Below are 15,166 nucleotides of genomic sequence, written 5' to 3'. Positions count from 1 at the left end.
TTTATGTCGCTAAAAACAGACAGCTTTATAACAACGCCATGTCATTCATATAAATCAATCAGTTAAATGTCACCAATTAGAGACAATAAAAAACCAGTTCGTCGCAAAAAAACGACAAACGGAGAAAACGGACGTAAAAAAGGGGCCGAAGCCCCTTTCTCTGACAGATATTAACTTAGCCCAGCTGTCTGCGTGCATTGCGGAACATACGCATCCACGGACCATCCTCGCCCCACTCTTCCGGATGCCAGGAGTTACTGACGGTACGGAACACACGCTCAGGGTGCGGCATCATGACGGTTGCCCGACCGCTGGTGCTGGTGACCGCCGTAATACCGTTCGGCGAACCATTCGGGTTAGCCGGATAGTTCTCGGTTACCTGACCGTAGTGGTTGATATAACGCAGCGCTACCAGACCGTGTTCTTCAATCGCCGCCAGATGGGCATCGTCGCGGACTTCAACCTGACCTTCTCCGTGTGAAACGGCAATTGGCATGCGCGAACCAGCCATATCATTCATGAACAGCGACGGGCTCTTCTCCACTTCGACCAGGCTGAAGCGTGCTTCAAAGCGATCGGATTTATTACGGACAAAACGCGGCCAGAGGTCGGCACCTGGAATCAGTTCACGCAGGTTAGACATCATTTGGCACCCGTTACATACGCCTAGTGCCAGCGTATGCGGACGCAGGAAGAATTCCGCGAATTCATCACGCACGCGAGAGTTGAACAGAATGGATTTAGCCCAGCCTTCTCCCGCCCCCAGCACGTCACCGTAAGAGAAGCCACCGCAGGCAACCAGCGCCTGGAAATCCTGCAAGTTACGGCGATTCGCCAGCAGGTCACTCATGTGGATGTCAATGGCATCAAAGCCAGCACGGTGGAATGCCGCCGCCATTTCTACATGAGAGTTCACACCCTGCTCACGCAGGACAGCCACTTTAGGGCGGACATTCTTAGCGATATAAGGTGCAGCAATATCTTCCTGCGGATTGAAGGTCAGCGACACGTTCAAACCGGGATCGTTATCATCCTGTCTGGCGATATGCTCCTGATCGGCACACTGCGGGTTATCACGCAGGCGCTGCATCTGCCAGCTGGTTTCTGCCCACCAGCGACGCAGCGTTGAACGGCTTTCCTGATAAACCGCTTCTGCACCCTTATTAATGGTGAAACGCGTTCCTTCTTCAGCATGACCGAGGTAATGCACGCAGTCCGCCAAACCATGCAGCGCCAGAACGGCTTCCACTTCGGCACGGCGTGCAGCAGGGATCTGAATGACAGCGCCAAGTTCTTCGTTAAACAGCGTCGCCAACGTGTCTTCGCCCTGAGAGGCGATATCGACAGTCACGCCGCAGTGACCAGCAAACGCCATCTCTGCCAGCGTAACCAGCAAGCCGCCGTCTGAACGATCGTGGTAAGCCAGAAGCGCTTTATCCGCAACCAGCTGCTGCATAGCATTAAAGAAGCCAGCCAGTTGTTCTGGGCTATGCACATCTGCCGTCTTACGGCCCAGTTGACGATAAACCTGCGCCAACGCCGTGGCGCCCAGCGCTTTATTGCCTGCACCCAGATCGATCAACAACAGGGCATTATCTTGTCCAGTACGCAGCTGTGGCGTGACTGTGTTACGCACGTCTTCCACACGTGCAAACGCAGAGATCACCAGCGACATCGGCGAGGTGACCGCACGATCTTCACCCTCTTCCTGCCAGCGGGTTTTCATCGACATGGAATCTTTACCCACCGGGATCGTCAGACCCAGCGCTGGGCACAGCTCTTCGCCCACGGCTTTCACCGCCTCATACAGCCCGGCATCTTCACCTGGGTGCCCCGCTGCCGCCATCCAGTTCGCAGACAGCTTCACACGAGTAAGCGGACCAATGTGCGTAGCCGCAATGTTCGTCAACGCTTCACCGACGGCCAAACGCGCGGAGGCCGCGAAGTTACGCAGCGCCACTGGGGCACGTTCGCCGATAGACATTGCCTCGCCGTAATAGCTGTCGAGGCTGGCGGTGGTCACCGCACAGTCAGCAACCGGCACCTGCCACGGGCCAACCATCTGATCGCGCGCGACCATGCCGGTAACAGAGCGGTCGCCAATGGTGATCAGGAAGGTTTTTTCTGCCACCACAGGCAAGTGCAGCACGCGCTCAACCGCTTCGGCCAGATAGATTTCATCACGCTGTAGCGGTGTGCCTTCAACCTGCTTGCGCTCGACATCACGCAGCATTTTCGGCGTTTTACCCAGCAGCACATCCAGCGGCAAATCGATAGGTTTGTTATTAAAGTGACGATCGTTCATCGTCAGATGCAGTTCTTCCGTCGCCTCACCGATCACCGCATAAGGTGCGCGTTCACGGCGGCAAATTTCATCAAACTGTGCCAGCTGTTCTGGCGCAACGGCCAGAACATAGCGCTCCTGCGATTCATTACACCAGACTTCCAGCGGGCTCATGCCCGGCTCGTCGTTCAGAATATCGCGCAGTTCAAAGCGACCACCGCGGCCACCGTCGCTCACCAGCTCCGGCATCGCGTTGGACAAGCCACCTGCACCAACATCGTGAATGAACAGGATCGGGTTGGCTTCACCCAATTGCCAGCAGCGATCGATCACTTCCTGACAGCGGCGCTCCATTTCCGGGTTATCACGCTGTACAGAAGCAAAATCCAGATCCGCATCAGACTGACCCGATGCCATAGAAGAAGCTGCACCACCGCCCAGACCGATATTCATGGACGGCCCGCCCAGCACAATCAGCTTGGCACCCACGCTAATCTCACCTTTCTTGACGTGATCGGCGCGGATGTTGCCAATACCGCCCGCCAGCATGATCGGTTTGTGGTAGCCGCGCAGCTCTGTGCCATTGTGGCTGTCGACGCGTTCTTCATAAGTACGGAAATACCCCGTCAGTGCAGGACGGCCAAATTCGTTGTTGAATGCCGCGCCGCCCAGTGGGCCTTCGGTCATGATATCCAGCGCGCTGACAATACGCTCTGGCTTGCCAAACTCTTCTTCTTCCCACGGCTGAACAAAGCCAGGAATGCGCAGGTTCGATACAGAGAAGCCCACCAGGCCCGCTTTCGGCTTGGAGCCACGGCCTGTTGCGCCTTCATCACGAATTTCACCACCGGATCCTGTTGCTGCGCCCGGCCACGGAGAAATCGCAGTTGGGTGGTTATGCGTTTCAACCTTCATCAGGATATGTGCATCTTCCTGATGGTAAGCATATTGCCCGTTGGTATCCGTGTAGAAACGGCCGACGGCAGAGCCTTCCATGACAGCGGCGTTATCTTTATAGGCCGAGAGAACGTGATCGGGCGTGTGTTCAAAGGTGTTTTTGATCATTTTGAACAGTGACTTCGGCTGAGCGACGCCGTCGATCACCCAATCAGCGTTAAAAATCTTGTGGCGACAGTGTTCAGAGTTCGCCTGTGCGAACATATACAATTCGATATCGTTAGGATTGCGGCCCAGTTTGGTGAAGGCTTCCAGCAGATAATCAATTTCATCTTCCGCCAATGCCAATCCAAGACGGACGTTCGCTTCTTCCAACGCCTGACGCCCTTGCAGCAGAATTTCGACGCGTTTGAAAGGTGCAGGCTGATGATGGGAGAACAGCGCTTCGGCCTGTTTCAGGTCGCTAAATACGCTTTCCATCATCCGGTCATGCAGCAATGCCCCCAGTTGCTGCCACTGTTCATCACTCAGCGTAGGCGCATGAATATAGAAAGCCAGACCGCGTTCCAGACGCAGTACCTTGCTTAATCCACAGTTATGAGCGATATCCGTTGCTTTGGAAGACCACGGTGAAATCGTGCCGGGACGCGGCGTGACCAGTAACAGATGGCCTTGCGGCTCGTGCTCCGCGAGAGAAGGACCATACTTCAGCAAACGTGTCAGTTTGGCCTGTTCATCGGTGTTCAGCGGGGCGCTGACATCGGCGAAATGTACGTATTCAGCATAGATATCGCTAACCGGCAAAACGTGCTCTTTGCAGCGGACCAGCAATTTATTAATACGAAAAGCCGATAAAGCAGGTGAACCACGCAGTATTTCCATAATCTAAAGTTCTCTCGTCTTCGATGCACTGGCTGCGATACAGCCATTGGGCACAACAGGGGGGAAACGCGCACATTATAGAGAATCCTTCCCCCGGACGAAACCGTTTGCGTGGCGATAATTTCATATCGCATCGGGAGAATGATTAATCGGTGACCAAATCAATAAAAGTTGCACACTGGCGGTTTGTTAAGCAAAATGCCCCCACTCTGGGAAATGACGTATAAAAAAACTGCCGTTACAGACAGACAGGCCACACGGCCGCCGAGAGATAACTATTTGAAGCCTTTAAAATTAAATTATTTTTTCATCGGGATTATCACGTTACTGCTGGCATTAGCGCTATGGCCTAGCATTCCCTGGCGCAGCAGCCAGGATGTTCAGCTCAGACAGATCCTCTCACGCGGTGAGTTGCGTATTAGCACTGTCAATTCACCGCTGACTTATGCAATGAGCAACGGATCCCCGACAGGTCTGGATTATGAACTGGCAAAACGTTTCGCCGATTACCTCGGCGTCAAGCTGGTGGTCTCGTCACGTAAGAACCTTGACGAACTGTTTGACGATCTGGACGGTGACGATGCCGATCTGCTGGCCGCCGGACTGATTTACAATCATGAACGTCTGGAACGCTTCCGCGCCGGCCCAACCTACTATTCCATTTCACAACAGATGGTCTACCGTCTTGGCTCGCCTCGTCCTAAAACGCTGGACAAGCTGCAAGGCCGGCTCGTCGTTACATCCGGTTCCGCGCACGCGGCGACTCTGCGCGATCTAAAAGCAGAGAAATACCCGCAGCTCAGTTGGGAATCCGCCTCTGACCAGAGCACGCAGGAGTTACTGAAGCAGGTTGCCGACGGCAAGCTGGACTACACGCTGGGGGATTCGGTTACCATTGGCTTGATGCAGCGAATTCATCCGCAGCTCGCCGTCGCCTTCGATCTGAGCGACGAAGAGCCCGTCACCTGGTATATGCGCCGTTCGCACGATGACAGCCTATCAGCCGCACTGCTGGACTTCTTCAGCCAAATTGTCGAAGACGGCACGCTTGCACGTCTGGAAGAGAAATATCTCGGTCACGTTGGCGAGTTTGACTATGTCGATACCACCACGTTCCTGAGTGCAATTGATGACACGCTGCCCGACCTGCGCCCGCTGTTTGAAAAATACGCCACTGATATCGACTGGAAGCTGCTGGCCGCCATCTCCTATCAGGAATCACACTGGAACCCGCTGGCGACGTCACCGACCGGCGTTCGCGGGCTGATGATGCTCACGCGCAACACCGCAGAAAGCCTGAACGTCACCGATCGGGTCGACCCCGAGCAAAGTATTCGCGGCGGCGCGCAGTATATGTCGCATATGATGCAGAAAATGCCGGATACCATCCCGGAAGATGAAAAAATATGGTTTGCGCTGGCGTCCTACAACATGGGGTACGCCCATCTGCTTGACGCGCGTAAATTGACTGAAAAACAGAAAGGTAACCCCGACAGTTGGGTTGATGTGAAAATGCGCCTGCCGATGCTGAGCCAAAAGCGCTATTACACGCAAACCACCTACGGCTACGCGCGCGGACATGAAGCCTATAACTACGTGGAAAACATTCGGCGTTATATGGTGAGTCTGGAAGGTTACCTGATAGAAAAAGAAGCTAAAGTGCAGCAGCAAACCCAAATCGCACAAGGCTATCCGGCCGTGCCACTCAGCAAGGTACCGGAATAAAAAGCACCGGAATAAATCCGTATGGAAGGGAAAACGCCCCGCTATTCTTGCGCGGCGTTTTTCTCTGCCGCCCGACGGGCTTTATGCTGCTCACGGCGCAGACGAAAGAAGGCGCTGAGCGTGGCAGAACATTCCTCAGCCAGAATGCCAGATTCAATCACGATCTGATGGTTCATGCCAGGGTGGCGCAGAATATCCACCAGCGACCCCGCCGCCCCGGTTTTCTCATCTGACGCACCGTAAACCAAACGCCCAATCCGACTGTGTATCATCGCACCTGCGCACATGATGCAGGGTTCCAGCGTGACATACAGCGTCGTATCCAGCAGGCGATAGTTCTGCAACACTTTCCCCCCTTGCCGCAGCGCCATAATCTCAGCGTGCGCGGTAGGATCGTGATGCCCTATCGGCCGATTCCACCCTTCACCGATCGCTTCGTTATCCAGCACCAACACCGCGCCAACCGGCACTTCGCCTTCATCCTGAGCGCGCTGAGCCAGCGTTAATGCATGGCGCATCCAGTATTCATCGTTACTCACGCTACTCACACTTCCTCATTCAACAGTTCACATTTTGGCGGCGCATTATACCTATATGAAGAGATGAAAAATCAGATGAAAGGATGAAAAAATCACTCCAGCTGTTGCAGGCTCCCTTCGGGGGTGACGCGCCAGCGGTGTTCGCAGAAATAGAGCAGCGGGTTATCTTGTTTACTGTCGCTGTAGCCGCTGTAGAGTTTGAGCGGCGCACCCAGTCGCTGTTCCATCTGAATGACTTTTTCATGCCCCAGACAGCGCAACGTTAATACCCAGCCGCCGTAGCGACGCGTAATCTGGCTGCCCATCAGGCGAACGCCGGGGAGAAAAGACGAATCATGATAGACCTGTTCCACCAGCCGCTGCGGCGATCCGGTCACTAGCCAGACCTGCGCATCGCTGTCTTCAAGATAGGTTTTCAGCCGCTGCTGAACCTGCGGAAACGGGATGACATCATGGCGAAACGCGCCGACAAACTGCTTTTCCAACTGAATTAGCTCATCTTCATCACGCCCAAACGTAATCGCCCACAGCAGCCAGCTCATCGGCCACCGCGCGGCACGGCCGCGAATCAATAAACCCAGTCCGATAACGGGCAATAGCGGGATAACCAGAACCAGATTTAGCGGCAGCCGACGAAGTAAAAAACGCAAAAAGCTGCCAAACATGTCCTGCTGATGCAACGTGCCATCCAGATCAAAAAAAACAATGCGCTGCTCTCGCTTATCACTCAAAACGTTTCTCCCGATTTACCTCAAGATAGAACCGACACCAAAATAATCTTATCCGCCAATCAGCGCCTCACGCAGATAACCGTTGTGCTGTTTCAGGCGCTCACGCGCCGCTGCCACATCAATATTCGCCAGAAGCATCAGAATCGCAGGCTTCACTTCATTATCCGCCTGTACCAGCGCCTGCCGCGCCCTTTCCCGCTCTGCACCCGTCGCCTCAACGACGATGCGGCAAGCCCTGTCCAACAGTTTCACGTTGGTTGCCTTCACATCCACCATCAAATTCTGGTACACCTTCCCCAGCTTAACCATTACGCCAGTAGAAATCATATTCAGGACGAGTTTTTGTGCCGTTCCAGACTTCAGCCGCGTCGAGCCCGTTAACGCTTCCGGGCCAACGACGGGAGAAATCGCCACCTGTGCCTCCTGTGCGATAGGCGAATGTGGATTGCAGGAAATCGCCGCCGTCCGGCAGCCTACATCACGCGCATAGCGCAGCGCGCCAATCACATACGGCGTCCGGCCTGATGCCGCAAGACCAATCACCATATCCGCAGCGGTTAAATCCAGCGCTTTCAAATCCGCTTCACCGAGTGCGGGATCGTCTTCCGCACCTTCAACCGCTTTCAGCAGCGCGCCCGGCCCACCCGCGATCAGGCCGATAACCAGCCCGTGCGGTACGCCAAACGTCGGCGGACACTCGGAGGCATCCAGTACGCCTAAACGACCGCTAGTCCCCGCGCCCAGATAAATCAGCCGCCCACCCACCTGTAGCGACGCCGTCGCCAGATCGACCGCGTCGGCAATCGCAGGTAAAACCTGCGCAATGGCTTCAGGCACTTTCCGATCTTCCTGATTAAACGCGAGCATCATCTCCAGTGTAGAGAGCTGATCCAGCGCCATCGTCGCCGGATTCCGAGTTTCGGAAACCAGCGTCCCTAAATTAAGATTCTCTCCATCCATCACATCTGAACGCATTCTGCTACCTCATGCTTTATGCCAGCGTTTTACACGCCTATGACAAACAACCATTTTCACCACTATACTGCTTTTGAGAGCTGTGAAAGTACGCTATTCTGCACCGAATTCACTCTCCATATTGATCTCGCAAGGTAAACAGAGAAACCTCAGTGCGACTCCCCAGCTTCAGACTCTCCAGTTACAAGCTCTTCTTTATTAGCTGTCTGCTGTTTCTGCTGGCGGGTTCCCTACGTGCGGACTGGGATTTTATTACCATTAATCAGCGAACCGAGCAGCTTTATGGCCCGGCAACGCCCGATGCTCGCCGCCGAATAGACGAGTGGCAGACGCTGCTGGTCAATTCCCGCAATAAAGAGGAAAAGGCTCTGCTGAGCAGCGTGAACCAATTTTTCAATGACCGTATGCTGTTTCGCGATGATATCGTCGTCTGGAATCAGGAAGATTATTGGGCAACCCCGATTGAGGCACTGCGTAAAGGTGCTGGGGACTGTGAAGATTATGCGCTCGCCAAGTATTTTACGCTGCGCCATTTAGGCGTCCCGGCGGATAAATTGCGTATTACCTATGTTAAAGCCCTGCGTCTGAATAAGGCGCATATGGTGGTCACCTATTATCCCACGCCCACCTCGATTCCGCTGGTGCTGGATAATCTGACCGACAAGATCCAACCCGCGACAGAGCGCACTGATTTAGTTCCGGTGTACGCCTTTAATGGCGGTGGGCTCTGGCTGCCCGGCGCCAGCGGCAGCAACAAACGCGTCGGTGACAGTAAACGACTTTCACGCTGGCAGGATGTATTAACCAAAATGCGTGCCGAAGGGTTTTCAATTGAGGAGTAAAGGTAGGCTATGTCTCTATACAAACAATTACTGATAGCCATCTGCCTGTTTGTGCTAATTATTTTCAGCGGGAGTTTTTTCGTCAGCCTGGAAAATTCGCGTGAACAGTACAATAACCAGCTTCACTCTCACGCGCAGGATGCCGCCACCGCGCTTGGGCTTTCCCTGACGCCGAATATCGATGACCCGGCCATGGTGGAACTGATGGTCAGCTCGATTTTCGACAGCGGCTATTTTTCCAGTATTCGCGTGCGAGATCTAAAAACCGGCAACGTCACGCTGGAGCGTACCGCCTCGCCGGATATCCCTGACGTACCGGCCTGGTTTGTCCGGTTAGTGAACCTGCAACCCGGTGCAGGCGAAGCCATCGTGATGCGCGGCTGGGAACAGGCTGCAAAAGTTGAAGTCATCAGCCACCCGATGTTCGCGGTGACCCGCCTGTGGCGCAGTAGTACAGCGTCTTTCCTGTGGCTGCTCGGCTGTGGCACGCTGGGCGTGTTCATCGGTGCGCTGTTCCTGCGCCGACAGCTACGTCCGCTCGATTATATCGTCGATCAGTCGCTGGCGATTACCCGCCGTGAATTCCTTAGCCAGCCGGATTTACCCAATACGCCGGAATTTCGTCGCGTCGCACAGGCGATGAATCTGATGGTCAGCAAGCTCAAAACGCTGTTTGAAGAAGAAGCCGAGCGGAGCGAGCGCTTACGTCAGGATGCCTATCAGGACCCACAAACCGGATTAAATAATCGGCGCGCGTTTGACATGCAGTTCAACGATAAACTGGCTGATGAGGAAACGGCACCCGGCTTCCTTATTATGATTCGCGTTCAGGATCTGGCGGGGATGAACCAGCGACTGGGCGGCCAGCGTACCGATGCGCTGCTAGCCTCTGTCGGGCATATTCTACGTAACACGCAAAAGCAGCATACCCATGCGGAAAGCCTTCTGGCACGTATCCGTGGGGGGGAATTTGCGCTGTTCTGCCCGGGGCTGGTCGATAAAGAAGCCTATGCGCTGATTGGCGAACTCACGCGCAATATCGAAACGTTGCATTTGACAGGCGAAACCGACATCTCTCCTGTCGCCCAATTCGGCATGGTACCTTTCCGTCCCGGCGACACCGCACAATCGCTGTTTATCCAAGGCGATCAGGCGCTCACGCGAGCCGAAAGCAATACTGATACCAGCGCCCCTCACGAGATTCCGTCCGTCAGTGCCGAACAGGTCGAAACCGATCGCCATAGATGGTTTAACCTGCTCGACCCTATCCTTGAACAGGAGCGTTTGCAGCTTTTCCTGCAACCCGTCGTCGCATGTGACGACCCCAGTCAGGTGCTGCATCACAAGGTACTAGCTCGTATTCAGGATGAGCAAGGAAACAGTATCGCCGCGGGCCGTTTCCTGCCGTGGATCCAGCGTTTCGGCTGGGATACGCGTCTGGACCAGACGATGCTGCGCGAAGTGCTGGACTACCTGCGCCAGCACGACGGCAACCTCGCACTGAGCCTGTCCGGCGCCACCGTCCTGAATCTTCACCTGCTCGTCGATCTGCTTGCTCCGCTCAAACACCAGCCGGATGTCGCCAGCCGACTGATTCTGGAATTGGATGAGAATCAATTGCCAGACAGCGCCAAGCTGGAAGCCTTAATCAAGCTATTGAATGAACATGGCTGTGCGCTGGGGCTACAGCATTTTGGTGGACGCTTTAATATGATCGGCAACCTGTCCCAGTGGGGGCTGGCTTATCTGAAAGTCGATGGCAGCTATATCCGTAATATCGATCAGGAAGACGATAAACAAATGTTTATCGAAGCGCTGTACCGCGCCACCAACAGTATTGCCCTACCGCTCATCGCCGAACGCGTTGAAACCGCAGGTGAACTGAAGGTACTTCAGGAGATGGGATTACAGGGAGCAATGGGTCGGCTGCTGGGTGAACCGGTGCCCGCGGTAAGAGTTTGATGCCACATCGTTTGGGGTAACCGTGCATTAACGACCCCGGCTTCTCGCTACGATATGGAGAAGCCGGAAATGGCTGAACAGAACGCTAATACATTATTTCTTAAAACATTATTTCTTCAAAACATCCATCCCTTAAAACATGGTCTCTTCGTCGTCACCAATCAGCTTGTTCAATCCGCCATTCAGCGCTTCACGCGCCTGCGCACGGTTGATTAACTTCAGCTGTGCCGCCTGAGGGAAATCAGTAATGCTCACCACGCCTTTCTGAATCAACACCTGAATTAAATCCTCCAGCACGCGCACCATTTCCAGATCGCTTTGCCGTAGCTGCTCCAAACTGGACATCGCCACCTGATGGCTGCGGAACCAGGCCTGCGCCTCGCGTGAATCATCCGGCAACTCGCCATTCATTTCAGGAAAAGGACGCTTTTCTACCTTCATCAGGTGGCCATCACTGTCGCGCTGGATATAAAACATTCTCGGAGACCTTTTAAGTTTTTGATAAAGAAAGGAGCCGGGCAGGCTCCCCCTTTTCGTCAGCTAGACTGTTCTGGCTTGCTGACCAGACTTTCAAGCGACGGCAATGCACCGTTATAGTGTTCCAACGTAATCGACACTGCAACCGTTCCGCCTTTATCCGCCGTAAAGTTCCCCGCCGTGCTAACCTCAATCGTCGGTGAACCATGATTATCGGTGATACGAATATAGCGACTAATATCGGTTCCTTCCTCCAGCTCGCCCACCAGATCGCTTAGATCAATCCGGTCGCCCTCTTTGGCGTTAAAGTCTTTGATCACATCGTTACCGATATCACCAGCCTGCCACTTAAAGATATCCGCACCCGCGCCGCCGATAAGCGTATCGCCCCCAGGCCCACCGATCAGAATGTCATCTCCCGCACCGCCGTAGAGCAGGTCATTACCTTCTCCGCCGATCAGCGTGTCATTTCCCCCCTGACCGAAAAGAATGTCATTCCCCGCGCCACCGTTGAGTGTGTCGTTGCCATCTTTCGCCGACGACAGATCAAACTCCGCGCTGTGCGTGGCAATATAGCCATGCATCTCTTTCGCCGTCGGGACGCCGGTTTGCATACCTAACTGCTTGCCGATGTAGTTCTGCAAGGCGGTAATACCGTTGCCGTCGATATTAGGAAACGACACCACATCGCCGAACAGAATGTCATTCCCCAACCCGCCATTCAGTTGATCATTACCTGCATGTATTGACTCACTGCTGCCCAGAATCGCTTTATTAAGGTTAGCAGGGTCAATATGATCCTGAACCACGCCGTCGGTGTCATAGCGCTTCAGCGTATCGCCATTTAAATCAGCACCAATACCGATCGCTTCAATCGCTGACTGCTTCTTCAGCAAACTGAAAGCCTGAGTCGCGTTTGTGTTGCTGACATCGCGGTTACCTGAATTATCAACCCAGTACCAGTTGCCGCGGTAGTCCTGCGCCCAGTAGCTGCTGTTATTGCCCACGCCGCCCAAAGAGGAAATCTCATACGTTCCGTCCCCCTGCGCGTGTACTTGCCCAATGACCGTCCCGACAACTTTATTACTGTTATCGCTCCAGGCATATTGATAGACGTTCCCTTTACTATCAATCACTTCACGCACGGCACCGCGGACATCCATAGAGTAGGACTGCCCTGGCTTGTAGGCGAAGCTATCGATATTCAGCGTTTGGTTCCAGTCACTCACTTTCACGACATCGGCTTCATTCTTCTGATAGAACGTTGGCTCACCGTCAGTAATGAAATACGTCAGGTTATTACCCACATTCTTTTTCACCACATCGCTTTGGAACCAGTTAGCCGTCGTCTTGAACACGTCTTCATAGTTGGTTCCACCGCCTTTCTCCGATCCGCCAACCATTGAATTCAATACAGCGGTCAGCTTATTCAGGGCGCTGGCGTCGCTCAGATTCACAGAAATGGTTTTACCCACCTGCGTATCAAAGTCAGCCAGAAAAACGTTTACCGTACCGGAGTTCACGCCGCTAGCACTATTAACAAGGCTTTTGAACACGTTGCTCAACGATGTACGCGTATTCTCGATATCCGTTGACGACATACTGCCGGATGAATCGACCATAAAGGCAATGTTGTAATTCTTGCCTTCAATGATCTGCAAGCCGGAGACATCCGCGACCATCACATCGTGGCTATGCGTGCCGGACATGTTGTCATCACCGATCGTACCGACGCTCATCCCATACTGCTCAACGCCTCCGGCAGAGTAGCCGGTCGCCGTGTCGTGGTTGGCAATTTCTGTCGATGTTGCCTGTGCAACCACGTTGAACTTACCAGCATCAACAGGTACTTCGAGCGTAATCTTTCCAGCCAGCGTCTGAGCATTATTGGCGTTCTTGATGAGGTACGATCCATCGTCGCCAACGGTGTATTTCACATTGTTAATGTGATCAGTCAGCACCGTCCCTTTCGGGATCCCCGTGAGCGTAATCCCTGACAGGGTTTCACTGCCGTCGCGATCGGTCAGGGCTGCCGAGACATCAAGCGTATGTGTCTGGGTGCCTGCCTGGCCGGGCACTTTTTCCACCGTCGCACTATTGGTGCCCGGTGTGTAGGTCGTGCCATCGCTATAGATCACGCCTTCAATATTGTTGCTAACCTGCGAGGTAAACGAGCCAGACTTGCCGCTGCCATCCGTATAGTTAACTTTCAGTCCGTCCAGCGTGTTAACCGACGTATCCTGATTATTATTCGTACTATAGGTTGCGTTATAGGTGTAACCCGTCTCTTTCATAACGAACACGTAGTCAGAATGCGCGCTACTGCCGTTATTCGTCCGGTTACCGTTAAACGAATCCAGATCGCGATGATCCTTACGATCGGCTGGCCAGTCACTCTGTCGATAGAAATACCCGCTATTGGAATGCACAACGAAAATATCGCTGTAGCTGCCGTCTCCGCTGGTATTGCCCTGACTGTAGTACGCGACCTTGCCATTGCCGACTACCGTGGGTACCGGATCCCCTTCAGTCAGCCAAACGCGGACACCGTTGCCCACGGCGACAATTTTCCCATTTTGTACGTCGAAGCCACCGTTGGCGCTACCGCCATTGACCTTAATAATTTCCGAAGAGGTCGGCGTTGTCGCGCCACTGGTGATGCTCAGGCTCACTACCGGCGCATCGGCTACCGGTGTTATGCCAATATGTAGCGCAGCTTTATCGCCGGTGTTACCCGCAACATCAACGGGACGATAACCCATATCACCCAGCGACGCGCCAGAGAGATTGCCCACAGGCGTAAAGCGTAGATCGGTGTTGCCAGCGGTAAAGGTTTGCCCAACCGTGACCGCTTTCCAACTCCCGCTATCGTTAAAATAAAGCGTACCCGCGCTGGCTGGCGGTAAAGACGAAATCACGATGCTTGTGGTATCGCTCGATACGCCCAGATCGCTCCAGCCAATATGGAGCGGCGTGTCTTCCGTGCCAGACACCGTATTGTCGTGCGCCGCTGGCGGCGTAATATCCATGATCGCCTGACTGCTATCATGCGCCTGATTACCTGCCGCATCGGTCGCCGTCGCTCCAGCGGTAATCTTGCCTTCTGCTAGCGTGCTCAGATCGACATTTGTCTGCCATTTACCATTCGTCACAGGCACGTCATGCAGCGTAACCGACTTACCATTCACATCGGTAAAGACCAGATCGACTTTCTTCTCGTTACTGGTGCCGCTGACTAGCGTGTTTTTCGACTCGCTCTGGCTGACATATCCATCGTTGCCAGCAAAATTTGTAATATCAATTTCTGGCGCAGTCGTATCCACACCGTATGCATGATGGGTATTCGCGGTGGTGACGTTACCCGCGGCATCACGCGTGGTCACACTGGCGCTAACATCACCGTTGGCGGCTAACACCGAACCGGGAACGTTCACGCTCCAGGTTTTGCCATCGGCATTCACGGTGGTCTGGTAGGTTTCGGTACCGACTTTAACGGTAACCGCATCACCCGCTTTGACTTCATTATCCACTTTACCGGTGACCGCAATGGTCTGGCCGGATTCGGCCGCATTGATGACGTTATCGCTGGTGACGTTATCGATAGATATCGATGCCGTTGGTGCAACCGTATCGACACCGTAAGCATGATTCGTGTTGGCAGTAGTGACATTGCCTGCGGTATCACGCGTGGTGACCGTCGCGCTCACATCACCGTTGGCGGCCAGCACGGAGCCCGGCACATTCACGCTCCAGGTTTTGCCATCCGCATTCACCGTCGTCTGGTAGGTCTCGGTACCGACCTTAACCGTAACCGCATCACCCGCTTTGACGTCGTTATCGACTTTACCGGTC

The 15,166-nt window shown here is 54.0% G+C and carries 9 protein-coding genes; 3 read left to right on the top strand and 6 right to left on the bottom strand.

Features of this window, described 5'->3' with window-relative positions; translation table 11 throughout:
• Positions 1 to 175 precede the first annotated feature (175 nt).
• Positions 176 to 4,063: a phosphoribosylformylglycinamidine synthase gene (purL, locus tag WCT94_RS18815; RefSeq protein WP_336871088.1), complete on the bottom strand. Its 3,888-nt coding sequence runs from the start codon at positions 4,061 to 4,063 to the stop codon at positions 176 to 178.
• Between the two features lie 216 nt (positions 4,064 to 4,279).
• Between purL and mltF the strand changes: the two genes are divergently transcribed.
• Complete coding sequence (gene mltF, locus WCT94_RS18810; protein ID WP_336871085.1) at positions 4,280 to 5,788, top strand: membrane-bound lytic murein transglycosylase MltF; 1,509 nt, start codon at positions 4,280 to 4,282, stop codon at positions 5,786 to 5,788.
• A gap of 41 nt (positions 5,789 to 5,829) precedes the next feature.
• On the opposite strand, the gene tadA is transcribed toward mltF, so the two are convergent.
• The 3 genes from tadA to murQ form a co-directional block, all read right to left on the bottom strand.
• A complete protein-coding gene (tadA, locus tag WCT94_RS18805; protein WP_336871083.1) occupies positions 5,830 to 6,336 on the bottom strand; it encodes a tRNA adenosine(34) deaminase TadA in 507 nt (168 codons plus the stop codon).
• Between the two features lie 83 nt (positions 6,337 to 6,419).
• Positions 6,420 to 7,058: a phosphatidylglycerophosphatase C gene (gene yfhb / locus WCT94_RS18800; protein WP_336871081.1), complete on the bottom strand. Its 639-nt coding sequence runs from the start codon at positions 7,056 to 7,058 to the stop codon at positions 6,420 to 6,422.
• A 48-nt stretch (positions 7,059 to 7,106) separates the two neighbouring features.
• Positions 7,107 to 8,033 carry an N-acetylmuramic acid 6-phosphate etherase gene (gene murQ, locus WCT94_RS18795; RefSeq protein ID WP_336871079.1) on the bottom strand — a complete coding sequence of 309 codons (927 nt, stop codon included), beginning with the start codon at positions 8,031 to 8,033 and terminating at the stop codon, positions 7,107 to 7,109.
• A 152-nt stretch (positions 8,034 to 8,185) separates the two neighbouring features.
• Here murQ and lapG point away from each other — a divergent pair, with 152 nt between their 5' ends.
• Entirely contained in the window at positions 8,186 to 8,875 is a 690-nt protein-coding gene (gene lapG / locus WCT94_RS18790) for a cysteine protease LapG (protein WP_336871077.1), read from the top strand.
• Between the two features lie 9 nt (positions 8,876 to 8,884).
• Positions 8,885 to 10,837 carry a cyclic di-GMP receptor LapD gene (gene lapD, locus WCT94_RS18785; protein WP_336871075.1) on the top strand — a complete coding sequence of 651 codons (1,953 nt, stop codon included), beginning with the start codon at positions 8,885 to 8,887 and terminating at the stop codon, positions 10,835 to 10,837.
• Positions 10,838 to 10,969: 132 nt separating this feature from the next.
• On the opposite strand, the gene WCT94_RS18780 is transcribed toward lapD, so the two are convergent.
• A complete protein-coding gene (locus tag WCT94_RS18780; RefSeq protein ID WP_180741732.1) occupies positions 10,970 to 11,314 on the bottom strand; it encodes a tryptophan synthase subunit beta in 345 nt (114 codons plus the stop codon).
• A 59-nt stretch (positions 11,315 to 11,373) separates the two neighbouring features.
• The coding region (locus WCT94_RS18775; RefSeq protein WP_336871073.1) for an Ig-like domain-containing protein at positions 11,374 to 15,166 on the bottom strand (3,793 nt) is incomplete at its 5' end.

This window comes from Pectobacterium sp. 1950-15 (assembly GCF_037136835.1).
In the GTDB taxonomy this organism is placed as follows: Bacteria; Pseudomonadota; Gammaproteobacteria; order Enterobacterales; family Enterobacteriaceae; genus Pectobacterium.
Note: the sequence above shows the minus strand (reverse complement) of the source record. Positions and strands in the feature narration are given on the sequence as shown.